General features: G+C 47.1%; 14 protein-coding genes. 11 read left to right on the forward strand and 3 right to left on the reverse strand.

Annotation, left to right across the window (positions count from 1 at the left end; genetic code table 11):
* The first annotated feature begins 93 nt into the window (after nucleotides 1-93).
* The 4 genes from AC2EXB_RS09500 to AC2EXB_RS09515 all read left to right on the forward strand — a co-directional run bounded on the left by AC2EXB_RS09500 (nucleotide 94) and on the right by AC2EXB_RS09515 (nucleotide 5,511).
* Nucleotides 94-1,794: a methylmalonyl-CoA mutase family protein gene (locus tag AC2EXB_RS09500; protein ID WP_483604637.1), complete on the forward strand. Its 1,701-nt coding sequence runs from the start codon at nucleotides 94-96 to the stop codon at nucleotides 1,792-1,794.
* Nucleotides 1,791-3,938, forward strand: a complete 2,148-nt coding sequence (gene scpA, locus AC2EXB_RS09505; RefSeq protein WP_483604638.1) for a methylmalonyl-CoA mutase — start codon at nucleotides 1,791-1,793, stop codon at nucleotides 3,936-3,938. The genes AC2EXB_RS09500 and scpA overlap by 4 nt, the downstream gene beginning before the upstream one ends.
* Nucleotides 3,938-5,005 (forward strand): methylmalonyl Co-A mutase-associated GTPase MeaB, encoded by a 1,068-nt coding sequence (gene meaB, locus AC2EXB_RS09510; protein ID WP_483604639.1) that lies wholly within the window; start codon nucleotides 3,938-3,940, stop codon nucleotides 5,003-5,005. The genes scpA and meaB overlap by 1 nt, the downstream gene beginning before the upstream one ends.
* A gap of 65 nt (nucleotides 5,006-5,070) precedes the next feature.
* A complete protein-coding gene (locus AC2EXB_RS09515) occupies nucleotides 5,071-5,511 on the forward strand; it encodes a BrxA/BrxB family bacilliredoxin (protein WP_235199114.1) in 441 nt (146 codons plus the stop codon).
* Nucleotides 5,512-5,575: 64 nt separating this feature from the next.
* Here the strand turns inward: AC2EXB_RS09515 and AC2EXB_RS09520 are convergent, their stop codons facing one another.
* Nucleotides 5,576-5,740 carry a hypothetical protein gene (locus AC2EXB_RS09520; protein WP_483604641.1) on the reverse strand — a complete coding sequence of 55 codons (165 nt, stop codon included), beginning with the start codon at nucleotides 5,738-5,740 and terminating at the stop codon, nucleotides 5,576-5,578.
* A gap of 379 nt (nucleotides 5,741-6,119) precedes the next feature.
* On the opposite strand from AC2EXB_RS09520, the gene AC2EXB_RS09525 reads away from it, so the two are divergent.
* Nucleotides 6,120-7,112, forward strand: coding sequence for an aromatic acid exporter family protein (locus AC2EXB_RS09525; protein WP_483604642.1), 993 nt, complete (start codon nucleotides 6,120-6,122; stop codon nucleotides 7,110-7,112).
* A 44-nt stretch (nucleotides 7,113-7,156) separates the two neighbouring features.
* Here the strand turns inward: AC2EXB_RS09525 and AC2EXB_RS09530 are convergent, their stop codons facing one another.
* Entirely contained in the window at nucleotides 7,157-7,336 is a 180-nt protein-coding gene (locus AC2EXB_RS09530; protein ID WP_483604643.1) for a CsbD family protein, read from the reverse strand.
* A gap of 103 nt (nucleotides 7,337-7,439) precedes the next feature.
* Here AC2EXB_RS09530 and AC2EXB_RS09535 point away from each other — a divergent pair, with 103 nt between their 5' ends.
* Nucleotides 7,440-8,051, forward strand: a complete 612-nt coding sequence (locus AC2EXB_RS09535) for a 3'-5' exonuclease (RefSeq protein WP_235199117.1) — start codon at nucleotides 7,440-7,442, stop codon at nucleotides 8,049-8,051.
* A gap of 60 nt (nucleotides 8,052-8,111) precedes the next feature.
* Here AC2EXB_RS09535 and prli42 read toward each other — a convergent pair whose 3' ends face one another.
* Nucleotides 8,112-8,207 carry a stressosome-associated protein Prli42 gene (gene prli42 / locus AC2EXB_RS09540; protein WP_199876604.1) on the reverse strand — a complete coding sequence of 32 codons (96 nt, stop codon included), beginning with the start codon at nucleotides 8,205-8,207 and terminating at the stop codon, nucleotides 8,112-8,114.
* 167 nt (nucleotides 8,208-8,374) lie between these two features.
* Between prli42 and mce the strand changes: the two genes are divergently transcribed.
* The 5 genes from mce to rnz all read left to right on the forward strand — a co-directional run bounded on the left by mce (nucleotide 8,375) and on the right by rnz (nucleotide 14,027).
* Nucleotides 8,375-8,773: a methylmalonyl-CoA epimerase gene (mce, locus tag AC2EXB_RS09545; protein WP_235199118.1), complete on the forward strand. Its 399-nt coding sequence runs from the start codon at nucleotides 8,375-8,377 to the stop codon at nucleotides 8,771-8,773.
* Nucleotides 8,774-8,788: 15 nt separating this feature from the next.
* The gene (locus tag AC2EXB_RS09550) at nucleotides 8,789-10,330 is read left to right on the forward strand and encodes an acyl-CoA carboxylase subunit beta (protein WP_483604644.1); all 1,542 of its coding nucleotides are present in this window, start codon (nucleotides 8,789-8,791) and stop codon (nucleotides 10,328-10,330) included.
* Between the two features lie 281 nt (nucleotides 10,331-10,611).
* On the forward strand, nucleotides 10,612-11,733 hold the full coding sequence (locus tag AC2EXB_RS09555) for a M20/M25/M40 family metallo-hydrolase (protein WP_235199119.1): 1,122 nt from the start codon (nucleotides 10,612-10,614) through the stop codon (nucleotides 11,731-11,733).
* Between the two features lie 91 nt (nucleotides 11,734-11,824).
* Nucleotides 11,825-13,060, forward strand: coding sequence for a DNA polymerase IV (locus tag AC2EXB_RS09560; RefSeq protein ID WP_483604645.1), 1,236 nt, complete (start codon nucleotides 11,825-11,827; stop codon nucleotides 13,058-13,060).
* 7 nt (nucleotides 13,061-13,067) lie between these two features.
* Nucleotides 13,068-14,027, forward strand: a complete 960-nt coding sequence (rnz, locus tag AC2EXB_RS09565) for a ribonuclease Z (RefSeq protein WP_483604646.1) — start codon at nucleotides 13,068-13,070, stop codon at nucleotides 14,025-14,027.
* Nucleotides 14,028-14,374: the final 347 nt, after the last annotated feature.

Here is a 14,374-nt window from a genome sequence, read left to right on the forward strand (position 1 = left end):
GCTCGGAGTCTTCGGACTTCGGGCTTTTTTTCCTTTAATGTCCGTGCTCTGTCGGGTAAAATGAAGATAGATCGCCTTTGAGGAGGGAACCCAGTGACAATCGATTCCATGAAACAGACTAAATTTTCGAAGCGTACATATGAAGAATGGCAAACTGCCGCTGAAGGAGCATTGAAAGGCAAGCGGTTCGATGAAACTTTAAAAACAAAAACGCTTGAAGGAATAACGCTCGAACCTCTTTATACAAAAGAAATGCTGGGACAGTCCGGCAAGAAGATTGATGAGCAGATCCAAGCTGTCCGCAGCGGAAAGCAACTGCCGGGCTGGTTTATTGCACAGGAAACTGCAGCGGCTACTGCAACGGATTATTTGGCAGCTGTCAAAGAAGACCTGGCACGCGGAAATGAAATGATTGTCTATACAAGCTTTCAGCGCCTGGAATGGAATGACAGCGAACTAAAGGAATTGGCAGCACTCATCGAACGTTTCCCGTTGTACTTCCGGTTGACATCAGATGACACGCAAATTCTGCGCGTCTTCGATTTTGTCGATGAAGCCAAGCTGACAAATGTCCAAGGCGTGATTTATTCGGAAGAATTTGTGAAAGCGCCTGCAAAAGTGCGCACGCAGCTTATTGATACGATCCCGGTCCATCATGCTGGCGGCACTATAATCCATGAACTTGGGGTAGCGCTTAGCATTTTAGCGGAAACAATTAAAAAAGAAGATTTTCAAAGTCAAGCTGAAAATACGTGGGTGCGCTTTGCAGTCGATACGGCATTCTTCCAGGAAATTGCAAAATTGCGGGCGTTCCGTGTGCTTTGGACGGCCTTTTGTTCAGCATATGGCGAGGAAGCCCCGCCAATCCCGATTTTCACTGAAACATCGGTCCGTTCGTATTCAAAATTGGATCCATACGTCAACTTGCTTCGCGCAGGCAATGCCACTTTTTCAGCGGTGCTTGGCGGAACAAATGCGCATACGGTCCATCCGCATGATTTCCTGACCGTTTCAGACGGACAGAGCCGACGGATTGCACGCAATGTCCAATTGGTCATTAAAGAAGAAACGCACGTCAATCATGTCATGGATGCAAGTGCGGGATCTTATTTTATCGAAACATTGACGGATGAATACGTCGATGCGGCGTGGCGCTATTTCCTGGAAATTGAAGGGGCAGGCGGCTATACAGAAGCGATGAATTCCGGTTGGCTGACTGATGACATCCAAGCGAAGTGGATGGAGCGCAAAGAAAAAGCGGCACTCCGGGAAATGTCCCTGATCGGCACAAATGTGTATGCAAATCCGCAAGAACCGGTTAAAGACGGCCAAATTGATGAGACGCATCTGGAATATATGACTGCGAAACGTTTGGCGGCGCCATTTGAGAAATTGCGGGCGCGCAGCAAAGAAGTGATGCTGAAATCAGCGATTGTCCATCTCGGCGCATTAAAAGCCGTGAAAGCACAATCGGATTTTGTGCAAGGCTTTTTGGCTGTCGGTGGAATCGAGCCGGAAATCAGCCCGGAAATCCGGACAGCGCAGCAATTGAATCAGTTCTTAACAGAAAATCAAATCCAGTACGCGGTCTTATGCGGAGGGAAAGAAAAAATTGATGAAGTCGCCCCTGGCTTGGATACGGACGCAGTAATTGATGTGGCAGGAAGATATCCGGAGCAGCAAATGGCGGAATGGAAAGCTTTCCAGATCAACGATGCCATCTATACAGGCAAACACATCACTTCAAAACTTGAGGAAATTTTAGAATTAGGAAAGGAGGCTGTTCAAGAATGAAAAAACCGGATTTTACGAAAGTTGACTTGAATGGGCTAAAAGCTTCCCAAACAGAAGATTTTCAGCAAGAGGCATTTGAAACAAACGAAGGCATTGCTGTCAAACCTTTTTATCAGGCAGAAGATGCAGCGGGAATAGAAGACAGTCTTCCTGGATTTGCACCGAATGTCCGCGGACCGTATTCGACGATGTACGTGTCGCGCCCTTGGACTGTACGGCAATATGCAGGATTCTCGACTGCAGAAGAAAGCAATGCTTTTTACCGCCGAAACTTGGCGATGGGACAAAAAGGGCTGTCCGTCGCATTTGACTTGGCGACCCATAGAGGGTACGACTCTGACCACCCGCGCGTAGTGGGAGATGTAGGAAAAGCGGGAGTTGCGATCGATAGTGTAGAAGACATGAAGATTCTTTTCGACGGAATTCCGCTTGACCAAATGTCCGTGTCAATGACGATGAACGGCGCTGTGGTGCCGATCATGGCATTTTTCATCGTTGCGGCTGAAGAACAAGGGGTCACTCCAGAACAGCTGGCCGGGACCATTCAAAATGATATTTTGAAGGAATACATGGTCCGCAACACCTATATTTATCCGCCGGCGATGTCGATGCAGATCATTGCCGATATCTTCAAATACACATCAACCAAGATGCCGAAATTCAATTCCATTTCGATCTCGGGCTACCATATCCAGGAAGCAGGAGCGACAGCGGATATAGAACTGGCCTATACGTTGGCAGACGGATTGGAATACGTTCGCACGGGCCTTGCTGCCGGCATCGGCATTGATTCATTTGCGCCGCGTTTGTCATTTTTCTGGGGCATCGGCATGAATTATTTCATGGAAATCGCGAAAATGCGTGCCGCCCGTGAAATTTGGGCGAAAATGATGAAAAGCTTTGATCCAAAAAATGAAAAATCATTGGCATTGCGCACTCATTCCCAAACTTCGGGTTGGAGTTTGACCGAACAGGATCCATTCAATAACGTCACGCGGACATTGATCGAAGCAAACGCTGCAGCGATGGGGCATACCCAGTCGCTGCACACGAATGCATTGGATGAAGCCATTGCCCTTCCGACCGATTTTTCTGCGCGGATCGCCCGCAATACGCAATTATTCTTGCAGGAAGAAACGATGATGACCAAAGTGATCGATCCTTGGGGCGGCTCTTATTACGTGGAATCTCTGACAAAGGAATTGACGGAAAAAGCATGGCAGCTGATCGAGGAAGTGGAAGAGCTCGGCGGAATGGCGAAAGCGATTGAAACCGGCCTTCCGAAAATGAGAATCGAAGAAGCGGCGGCTAAAAAGCAGGCGCAGATCGATTCCAATGAAGAAGTGATCATCGGAGTCAACCGTTACCGCCTGGACGAGGAAGATCCGATCGATATTTTGAATATCGACAATACAATGGTCCGCAAAAAGCAAATTGAACGCATTGAACAGATGAAAGCGGATCGCGATGATGCAAAAGTTCAGGAAGCCTTGGCTAAACTGACGGAGGCTGCAAAAACCGGCGATGCGAACATTCTGGAATGCGCAGTGGAAGCAGCGCGGTACCGTGCAACACTTGGGGAGATTTCAGATGCGATCGAAGTCGCGTCCGGCAGACATAAAGCGGTGATCCGTTCTGTGAGCGGCGTCTACAGTTCGAACTTCTCCAATCAGCAGGAAATGGAGACAGTCAAAGAAATGACGGAGGACTTTATTGAAAATGAAGGACGTCGTCCCCGTATTTTGGTTGCGAAAATGGGCCAAGACGGCCATGACCGCGGAGCGAAAGTCATCGCAACGGCATTTGCCGATCTCGGATTCGATGTGGACATCGGACCCCTATTCCAAACGCCGGCAGAAACAGCCCAGCAAGCAGCAGAAAATGACGTTCATGTCATCGGGGTCAGTTCGCTAGCGGCCGGCCATATGACCTTAGTGCCAGACCTTGCAGCTGAACTGAAAAAAATCGGCCGTGAAGATATCCTGATAGTGGTCGGCGGTGTAATTCCAGCACAAGATTATGAGTTCCTCCGCAATAATGGGGCGAGTGCGATTTTCGGGCCGGGAACGGTCATTCCAGTTGCTGCCCAAAAAGTCATTGAGGAAATTTATGTACGCCTTGGATACGAGGAAGTGGCAGACTGATGGACCGCCAAAAAGGATCGCGTCGTGTCATGGAAGGCGTTAAAGCAGCACATGACGGCATGAAATCTTCTCCGCGGAAAAAATTCAAGAAGCCGGAATCCAAACCGTTTGATGCAGCCGCAATGGCTGAAGGCGTTCGAAGCGGCTCCCGTCTGCATCTCGGAAAAGCCATCACTTTATTGGAAAGTGCGAATCCTCAGGATAAAAATAACGGGCAAGAGCTGTTGAACCGGCTTCTGCCCTATACCGGCAAAAGCATTCGCCTTGGCATCACTGGTGTACCGGGTGCCGGCAAAAGCACGTTTATTGAAACTTTCGGCGAAATGCTGACGAAAGATGGCCATCGTGTAGCGGTACTTGCCATCGATCCAAGTTCTTCGATAACCGGGGGCAGTATTTTAGGAGATAAAACACGGATGGAGCAATTGGCCAAAAATCCAAATGCCTTCATCCGGCCTTCTCCAACAGCCGGTACGCTCGGCGGCGTCCATAAAAAAACAAGGGAAACGATGCTTCTATGCGAAGCGGCAGGCTACGATATCATATTGGTTGAAACGGTCGGCGTCGGGCAAAGCGAAACCTTGGTGCGGGGCATGGTCGATATGTTCCTGCTGCTTGTCTTAACCGGGGCAGGCGATGAATTGCAAGGCATGAAAAAAGGCATCCTCGAACTTGCTGATGCCATTATTGTCCATAAAGCAGACCAGCATAATCTAGCGTTGGCCCAAAAAACGGTGCGTGAATACAAGCAAATCCTTCATTTCATGCAGCGTGCAACAGAGGGCTGGAAAACGCAAGCGCTTCCGGCATCCTCATTTGAAAAAACCGGAATTCAGGAAGCGTGGGCCATGATCAAAGATTTTGAAGAGCAGATCAAGTCGAGCGGCTATTGGCAGAAACGGCGCCAAAGCCAAACGAAGGACTGGTTCCGTTCGATGATTACGGATGAATTGCTAAGCCGCTTTTACGAAGACCCTAGCCGCAGCCAACAAGTGAAAGGGCTGGAACAAGAAGTACTTCAAGAAAAATTGACGGTTTCCCAGGCCATAGCGGATTTGTTCGAGTAAGCTTTTTTGCAACTCTTTTCAAGTCCTGCTATGATAAATGGAGTAATAAATAAGGAGTGTTCGATATGGCAATGGATTTTAATTTTCTTATGAATGATATAGTGACTCAAGCTCGCCAAGAAATGACCGATGCTGGGTATACACAATTGCAGACGCCGGAAGAAGTGACGGATGTTTTAGCTCAGCCAGGCACTAGCCTTGTGATGATCAACTCTGTTTGCGGATGTGCCGGCGGAATTGCCCGTCCAGCAGCGACGCATGCTGTGCATTACGACAAACGCCCTGACCGCCTTGTAACTGTATTTGCTGGCCAGGACAAAGAAGCAACAGCTCAAGCACGTGCGATTTTCGGCGACGACCACTTGCCTTCATCCCCATCTTTTGTCTTCATGAAAGACGGTAAAATGGTCGATGAAATCGGCAGACATGAAATCGAAGGGCATGACCCAATGTCTGTTATCACGCATATTCAAGAAATCTTTGAAGAGCATTGCGAAGAAATCTAAAGAAAATGCCCCTCAAGAAGGGGCATTTTTTTTAATGAGTAGATTGTGTAGGTTGCAAGGTTCGTTATTTATCCGTCAAATCTAGACGGCTGCCTACGCTTTTCATTGTCCAGACTCCAGCGCCCAGCCCCTCGAGTCGCTTCGGTCTTACTGTGAATGGCAAAAAGACGCCATTCACTGCAAGCCCTCCAGCGCTTGTCGGGGCTAAACGAGCGCTTACGCTTTTCATTGTCCAGACTCCAACGGCCAAGTTCTCGGGTCATAAGTCGCCTTGCCTGTGCGGCAAAGAACGCCGCTTCGGCAATTCGCCTTATGCCCGTCGAACTTAAACGGCCGCTTACACTTTTCTGCGTTGTCCAGACTTCGGCAGCCAGATTCTCGGGTCATAAGCCAATCCGGCTGTGCGGCTGAGAACACGCCGCTTCGCCAGCTCGTCTTATGCCCGTCGAATCTAGACGGCTGCCTACGCTTTTCATTGTCCAGACTCCAGCGCGCCCAGCCCCTCGAGTCGCTTCGGTTTTACTGTGAATGGCAAAAGACGCCATTCACTGCAAGCCCTCCAGCGCTTGTCGGGGCTAAACGGGCGCTTACGCTTTTCTAATAAGGGGATGCTTATGAAACTTAAGAAATACAGGATTGGCTACCGCACGATGAAAACAGCTGCGGGGGTGGCGATTGCCATTTCGTTAGCCCAGTTGCTTCAGCTTGATTATTATGTCTCTGCTGGAATCTTGACGATTCTTTGCATTCAGCCGACAAAAAAGAAATCGATACGCGCTGCTTTTTCCCGCTTGGTCGCGAGTTTAATCGCAATTGCGTATGCCTTTATATTTTTTGAAGGGATTGCGTACCATCCTTTGACCATCGGCGTCATGATTTTGCTTTTTATCCCGACTTTGGTGACGTTCCGATTTGCGGATGGGTTTGTTTCAAGTTCGGTCATCCTTTTGCATATTTATGATTCCCAGAACTTGACGCTGGATTTATTTTTCAATGAATTGTCGCTGATGGCTGTAGGGTTCGGAACCGCTCTTGCAGTCAATATGTATATGCCGAGCATCGAGAAGAAATTAGACGATTACCGCTACCAGATTGAAGTATTGTATTCCTCAATTTTCTCGGAAATCGCAAATTATCTCCGGCAAGGGGAGTCGGACTGGTCGGGGAAAGAATTGATGGAAAGCTCGGAGCTATTGAAAAATGCAAAAGCTTTAGCGTATCAGGATGTTGAAAACCATGTTACCCGCCTTGAAAATAAGTACTACCACTACTTTGACATGAGGGAGCAGCAACTGGAAATCATTGAGCGCATCCTGCCGAAAATTACGGCTTTGCCGGTAATAGTTGGGCATTCCCATCTTATTGCTGATTTCTTGGAAGATCTTGCAAGCCATGTCCATTCGGGAAATACCGCCTACCGTTATATCGGAAAGCTGGAAGCCGTCAAAGACGTGTTTGCGGACATGCCGCTGCCGGACAGCCATGAAAAATTCCTGGCCATGGCCGCTTTATATCAAGTAATTGAAGAGATGGAAGCTTATTTGGAAATCAAATCTTCCTATAAAGGGTTCAAAAGCGCGAAACCTGCTGCAGCCTTATAAAAACACAAGACCGGTGAAAGAAAAGCTTTCACCGGTCTTGTGTTTTATTTTTTGTTTTTAAGATCGCCAATGGCGTCTTGTGCTTTGCCTTTTAATTTGTCTGCTTTTCCGTCACGCTGCATTTTAGAGTCATCAGTTGCATTGCCGATCTGGTCTTTCATCTCACCTTTTGCTTTGCTGACCGTTCCTTTAAGTTTGTCTCCCAAACCATTGTTTTCTGCCATGTTATGTTCCTCCTCGTTGTTGTCTTACTCTTTGTATAGCCTGAAAACGGAAATTTGAAACAAACTCGCGTATAATAAAAGCATGAAACCGAGGAGGGAAAGCATGGAAAAACGCGATGCCAGACAAATTCTTGAACAAAAAATGAAAGAGACGCGGCCGAAGTGGACAAGAAACCAATCCGCTCGCCCTAAAAAATATAGATCAACTACGCAAACACCTGAAGATTATGTGGTACTGGATTTTGAAACGACCGGGCTTCGTTCCGGCAGCGATAAAATCATCCAGATCGGAGCTGTTAAATACATTCAGCACGAACGCAAAGAAACGATGTATTTAATGGTGAATCCGGAATGTCCGATTTCCGGAACCATTACCCGGATCACCGGCATTACGAATAAGGATGTTGAAGATGCACCCGTGATTGAAGAAGTGGCCCACGAACTGATTGCGTTCATTGGCGGACTGCCGATTGTCGCACATAATGCGCCGTTTGATATGGGCTTTCTTTATGCATTAGAAGAGATTACGCCGATTCCGGAATACACGGTCATTGATACGGTGAAACTTGCCAGAAGAGCCATTACAGAAACGCCGAACCATAAGCTGACGACGCTGACCGCTTTTTTGAAATTGGAGCATGATGCCCATGATGCTTTAGGGGATTGCCTCGCGACAGCGTCCATTTATCAATTTTGTGTGGAGCGGCTGCGCTGACAAAAGAAAAGACGGAAAATCGGCATGTGCGATTTTCCGTCTTTTTCTATTTTGCAGTTATTAAATGATGAAGCTGATGCCCATTAGCAAACTTGAAAGCAGCATTAAACCGACCATTGTGTAGACGATTACTTTTCGGAAAGCACTATTTCTCATCCATCGAAACTCCTTTATAGATAGTTGAACTTTGTTTCTATAATAGCATAGTTTGAGCACATTTTATAGGCGTAGCTCTGGCATTATCCAAATATTCAAGAAGAACTAGAGTTTTCCTATGTGAATCTGTACAATAAAAGAGAACATAAAAAAAGGAAGTGAATTTAATGAAGAAAGTCGACCATATCGGAATTGCGGTACGAAACATTAACGAAGTGCTTCCTTATTATACGGAAACGCTCGGCTGTCCTTTATTGAAAATTGAAGAAGTGGAATCGCAGAAGGTGCGTGTGGCTTTTATCGATGCCGGCAATATTAAACTGGAATTGCTCGAGCCGATGGATAGCGCTGGAGCGGTTTATAAATTTATCGAAAAAAGAGGCGAAGGCATCCATCACATCGCTTTCGGAGTGGATGACATCGAATCCCGTATGAAAGAACTTCGTGAAAATGGGGTACAATTGTTAAGTGAACATGCAAATCCAGGGGCAGGCGGCGCTTTAGTGGCATTCTTGCATCCGAAATCTTCAAATGGCGTATTATACGAACTTTGTGAAAAGCAATGATTGAGGAGTGGGGAAATGGACATTTACGAAAGAATCAATGAATTATACGACCGCAAACGGGAGATTGAACTTGGAGGCGGAGAAGAACGGATAGACAAACAGCACGAAAAAGGGAAATTAACGGCTCGGGAGCGCATCGAATTGCTTGTCGATGAAGATTCCTTTGTGGAACTTAGCCCGTTTGTGGAACACCGCACGATCGATTTTGGCATGGCAAAAGGGCCAGGCGAAGGGGTTGTTACGGGATACGGGAAAGTGAACGGCCGTCCAATCTATTTGTTTTCGCAAGACTTTACTGTGTTCGGCGGGGCACTCGGTGAAATGCATGCCAAAAAAATCGCCAATGTCATGGACTTGGCTGCTAAAAATGGAGCGCCGTTCATCGGGTTGAACGATTCAGGCGGAGCCCGCATCCAGGAAGGCGTGTTGTCGCTGGATGGTTACGGCCATATTTTCTACCGCAATTCGATCTATTCAGGCGTTATCCCTCAAATCTCGGTCATCATGGGGCCTTCTGCTGGCGGTGCTGTTTATTCGCCAGCTATCACGGACTTTGTGTTCATGGTCGATAAAACGAGCCAGATGTTCATTACAGGACCGAAAGTAATTGAAACTGTGACAGGGGAAAAGATTTCTTCTGAAGACCTTGGTGGATCTCGAGTACATACAGCTATAAGCGGAAATGCGCATTTCCGTTCGGATTCCGAACAGGAAGTGCTGAAGATGGTGCGCCGCTTGATCAGCTACCTGCCGCAAAACAATCAGGAAATGCCGCCGCGCCTGGAAGTGGATGAAAAAGACGATTACCGTCCGGATCTTGCAGATATCGTTCCGTTTGAAGCAATCCGTCCCTATGACGTCCGCAAAGTGGTTGAACAAGTAGTGGATACGGACAGCTTTATGGAAGTGCAGCCGGAATTTGCCCGCAACATCGTCATTGGACTTGCGCGCATCAAAGGCGAAACAGTCGGGCTAGTCTGCAACCAGCCGAAAGTGATGGCTGGTGGCCTGGATATCGATTCATCCGATAAAGCAGCGCGCTTTATTCGTTTCTGTGATTCATTTAATATTCCGTTGATCACATTTGAAGATGTGACGGGTTTCTTCCCGGGCATCAAACAAGAGCACGGGGGCATTATCCGCCACGGCGCGAAAATCCTTTACGCTTATTCAGAAGCGACGGTTCCGAAAATGACGGTCATTCTTCGAAAAGCATACGGGGGTGCATATGTAGCGCTTAACTCGAAGTCAATCGGAGCTGACCTTGTTTATTCATGGCCAAATGCTGAAATTGCAGTGATGGGGCCGCAAGGAGCAGCGAATATAATCTTCGCCCGCGAAATTGCGGCAAGCGATTATCCGGAAGAAACACGGGCTGCTAAAATCGAGGAATACCGCGAAAAATTCGCGAATCCTTACGTGGCTGCTGCTCGCGGAATGGTTGATGACGTCATCGATCCGCGTGAAACCCGCATCAAACTGATCCAAGCACTTGAAATGATGCGCAATAAAAAAGATACGCGACCAGCGAAAAAACACGGGAATATGCCTTTGTAATAAGAAAAGCGCAAACGGCCGTTCAGGTTCGACAGGCATAAGACGGGCTGGCGAAGCGGCGCTCTTTGCCGCACAGCCAGAATGGCTTATGTCCGAGAATCTGGCCGTTGGAGTCTGGACAATAAGAAAAGCGCAAACGGCTATCGTATTTCCGAAAGTCATTCACGCTGCAAGAATTAAAGAAACGAGAAACTGTTGTCCGAATAAGACAAGTTCCTTTCCATTCCTTTTCAAACTGGAATGTCTTTACTTTCATAGATTTTATAAAAGAGGGGTGCCAGATGAACAAGGATAGATTATTAAATGAGTTTCTGGAATTGGTCCAGATTGATTCCGAAACAAAAAATGAAGCGGAAATTGCTTCGGTTTTAAAACGAAAATTAGAGGATATCGGCTTCCATGTGGCGGAAGACGATTCATCAGTCCGAAACGGACATGGTGCGAATAATTTGATTGCGACGCTGCGTGGTGCCTTTACGGAAGTGCCTGCCATTTATTTCACCGTGCATATGGACACGGTAGTGCCAGGAAAAGGCATCAAGCCGGAAGTGCGCGACGGTTATGTGGTTTCGGATGGTACGACTATACTTGGTGCTGATGATAAAGCAGGGATTGCCGCTTTGTTTGAAATGGTCCGGACAATCCAAGAACAGCAAGTGGAACACGGCGATATCCAGTTTGTCATAACGGCTGGCGAAGAAAGCGGACTCGCTGGAGCGAAAGAATTGGATCCGTCCCTATTGATTGCAGAATATGGCTATGCTGTTGACAGCGATGGAAAAGTCGGCGGAATTGTCACTTCAGCTCCGAACCAAGCGAAATTATGGACGACCATCCATGGGAAAACAGCGCATGCGGGCGTTGCACCAGAAAAAGGGATTTCAGCAATTACAATTGCAGCAAAAGCGATTGCGAAGATGAACCTGGGCCGCATCGACGAGGAAACGACAGCCAATATCGGTCGCTTCGAAGGCGGACAAGCGACGAATATCGTCTGCGACGAAGTGCATATCCTTTCTGAAGCACGGTCAATCAGCGAAGATAAATTAGCTGCCCAGACAGCGCATATGGAATCCGTTTTTGAAACGGTCGCGAAACAGATGGGCGGAAAGGCCGTAACCGAAGTTAAATTGATGTATCCGGGCTTCCATTTCGAAGAGACGGAGCGCGTTGTTCAGATTGCGAAGAGAGCAGCGGAAAAAATCGGCCGACCATCGCCTGTTTTGACGAGCGGTGGAGGAAGCGACGCGAATATCTTCAATGGCTTTGGCATCCCGACCGCAAATCTTTGTGTGGGCTATGAAGAAATCCATACGACAAAAGAACGCATACCGGTGGAAGAATTAGAGAAATTAGCCCAATTGCTGATTGAAATCGTTAAAGAATCGACTAAAGCCAACTAATAATCGAATAAGTTGTACAATGAGAGAACAAGCTGTTTGTTCTCTCTTTTTTTGTTAAAATGAAAGAAAAAGAGAAAGTGAAGCGATTTCCATGAGCGGGCGAGTGATATTCCACATAGATATGAATAGTTTTTATGCATCCGTCGAGCAATCCCATGACCCGTCCTTAAAAGGGAAAGCTATTGCGATTGCCGGGAATCCGAAAGAACGGCGAGGCATCATTGTGACATGTTCCTACGAAGCACGGGCACACGGCATTTACACGACCATGCAAGTTTTTGAAGCGAAGCGCAAGTTTCCGGATTTGATTCTTTTACCGCCCAATTTTGAACGGTATCGCATTGCCTCAAAAGCCATGTTCGAAATTCTGCGTTCCTATACCGATCTGGTCGAGCCGGTTTCGATAGACGAAGGTTATATCGATATGACGGAATTAGCCCAGGAACGGAATGCCGTTTCGCTGGCAGAAGAAATTCAGCAACGGATTTTAGCGGAACTGGACCTTCCTTGTTCAATTGGCATTGCGCCGAATAAATTTCTGGCAAAAACAGCTTCGGATATGAAGAAACCGATGGGCATCACCATTTTAAGGAAACGGGAAATCCGAGAGAAGCTATGGCCGCTTCCAGTCATTGAAATGCATGGCATCGGCGAAAGTACAGCAGACAAACTGAAAAACTTAAGCATTGTGACAATTGGCGATTTAGCTCAGGCAAATGCCGGATTGATCAAAGAGAAAATGGGCAAGAACGGCTTGAGGCTGCAAAATCGGGCGAACGGAATCGACGACCGGGCTGTGGATCCTGAATCCATCTACGATACAAAAAGCGTGGGAACTTCCACTACTTTGCCGATTGATGAAACGGATGAGGAAAATTTAAAAGCTATCTTCCGGAAACTCAGTGCAAAAGTGGCAAACCGGTTGGAAGCAAAGGAATTGGCCGGGCCAACTGTCAGCATTCAAACGCGCAGCTCAGAATGGAAAAACCGGACACGCAGTGTGACTTTACGGAATACGGTATGGAAAGCCGATGATATCTTTCGCAACGCTTGGCAATTGTTCATCAAAAATTGGAACGGAGAGCCTTTGCGCTTAGTCGGTGTAACCGTATCGAATGTAGCGGCAAAAGAAGACATGACCGAGCAATTATCCATTTTTAATTTTCAGGAACACGCCAAAGAAGAGCCGATCTTGAATTTGATTTCGCAGCTTGAAACCAAATTCGGCAAAAATGTGCTGAGCAAAGGGGTTAAACTTAAAAAAACCTCATACGATTCCAAGACGAGCTTCAGCAAAGACTTTTTGGATGACCACGAAAGAAAGTAGGGGGATTATGCAATTATTATTTCTTGGGACAGGAGCGGGCATGCCGTCCAAACAGCGAAATACCAGTTCGCTTGCACTTAAATTGCTCGAAGAACGCGGCACCATCTGGCTTTTCGATGTCGGAGAAGCCACTCAGCATCAAATCCTTCATACGACCTTGAAACCCCGGAAAATCGAGAAAATCTTCATCACCCATTTACATGGCGACCATATTTTCGGTTTGCCGGGATTGCTCGGCTCCCGTTCGTTCCAAGGGAGCGATCAGCCGCTTGAAATCTATGGACCGAAAGGCATCAAGGAATTCGTAGAAAGCGTCTTGAAAATCAGCCGGACCCATCTTACGTATCCGATTCTCTTTAACGAAAAGCTGGAAGGCCGAATTTTTGAAGATGACACGATGATCGTAGAAACGGCTTTGCTAGACCATGTCATTCCTTCCTACGGCTATCGGATCACGCAAAAACCACGGCCGCCGAAATTGAATATTGAAAAAGCCACCGCTCTTGGGGTTCCGAAAGGCCCACTGCTTGCGAAATTGAAAAGCGGGGTAGATGTAGAGCTTGAAGGCGGCAAGATGGTAAAAAGCTCAGAAGTGACGGAAGCGGAGCAGCCCGGGTTTATCTTATCCATTTTGGGAGACACCCGTTTTTGCCAAGCGGCGATTGATTTAAGCCGCGGGGCGGATGCAGTGGTCCACGAAGCCACATTCGATGCTGAGACCCAAAAATTGGCGAAAGACTATGGCCATTCCACCATTTCCGACGCAGCTGAAACGGCGCAAAGAGCTGAGGCGAACTTGCTGATTGCCAACCACATCAGCGCAAGATTTTTGCCGGAAGACGAAAAAATCTTAAAAAACCAAGTCAAAGACATATTTCCGGATCTGGTGATTGCACGGGATTTTATGGAATTTGATTGGAATCTGCATACACGAAAATTCAAGAAGAAACTGGAAAGCCATCGATAAAAAGATGGCTTTTTTTGAGAGTTCAAAATTTTTTATGCAAATAATAGAACATACGTTCTTTTTGTGTTAAAATAAAGGTACAGCTGCAGAGGGCGGTAAGGCCATTCCCCAGGAAAGGGGGTGGTAACATGACGATTACAGAATCATTCGGCCTTGTTTTTACGAGCATTGGCCTGACCATTAGTGCATTGACTTTCGTCGTTTCAATGATTCTCGTCATCAATAAAAAAAAATAACCGTCCCTGTGGTGAGGAATGACGGTTATTTTTCAAAGCCTAATTCCAGCCGAACCGCTCTCAAGCGGTATGCAGCTGGCCGAATGCGCTCTGCATTCGGTTTTTTTATGA

It is taken from the genome of Planococcus alkaliphilus (genome assembly GCF_057031095.1).

Excerpts from the sequence above, each read along its gene's own strand:
- meaB (WP_483604639.1), top strand. The coding sequence starts at position 3,938 with ATGGACCGCCAAAAAGGATCGCGTCGTGTCATGGAAGGCGTTAAAGCA.
- AC2EXB_RS09515 (WP_235199114.1), top strand. The coding sequence starts at position 5,071 with ATGGCAATGGATTTTAATTTTCTTATGAATGATATAGTGACTCAAGCT.
- AC2EXB_RS09535 (WP_235199117.1), top strand. The coding sequence starts at position 7,440 with ATGGAAAAACGCGATGCCAGACAAATTCTTGAACAAAAAATGAAAGAG.
- AC2EXB_RS09560 (WP_483604645.1), top strand. The coding sequence starts at position 11,825 with ATGAGCGGGCGAGTGATATTCCACATAGATATGAATAGTTTTTATGCA.
- mce (WP_235199118.1), top strand. The coding sequence starts at position 8,375 with ATGAAGAAAGTCGACCATATCGGAATTGCGGTACGAAACATTAACGAA.
- AC2EXB_RS09530 (WP_483604643.1), bottom strand. The coding sequence starts at position 7,336 with ATGGCAGAAAACAATGGTTTGGGAGACAAACTTAAAGGAACGGTCAGC.
- AC2EXB_RS09525 (WP_483604642.1), top strand. The coding sequence starts at position 6,120 with ATGCTTATGAAACTTAAGAAATACAGGATTGGCTACCGCACGATGAAA.
- AC2EXB_RS09550 (WP_483604644.1), top strand. The coding sequence starts at position 8,789 with ATGGACATTTACGAAAGAATCAATGAATTATACGACCGCAAACGGGAG.
- AC2EXB_RS09520 (WP_483604641.1), bottom strand. The coding sequence starts at position 5,740 with ATGAAAAGCGTAAGCGCTCGTTTAGCCCCGACAAGCGCTGGAGGGCTT.
- scpA (WP_483604638.1), top strand. The coding sequence starts at position 1,791 with ATGAAAAAACCGGATTTTACGAAAGTTGACTTGAATGGGCTAAAAGCT.
- prli42 (WP_199876604.1), bottom strand. The coding sequence starts at position 8,207 with ATGAGAAATAGTGCTTTCCGAAAAGTAATCGTCTACACAATGGTCGGT.
- AC2EXB_RS09555 (WP_235199119.1), top strand. The coding sequence starts at position 10,612 with ATGAACAAGGATAGATTATTAAATGAGTTTCTGGAATTGGTCCAGATT.
- rnz (WP_483604646.1), top strand. The coding sequence starts at position 13,068 with ATGCAATTATTATTTCTTGGGACAGGAGCGGGCATGCCGTCCAAACAG.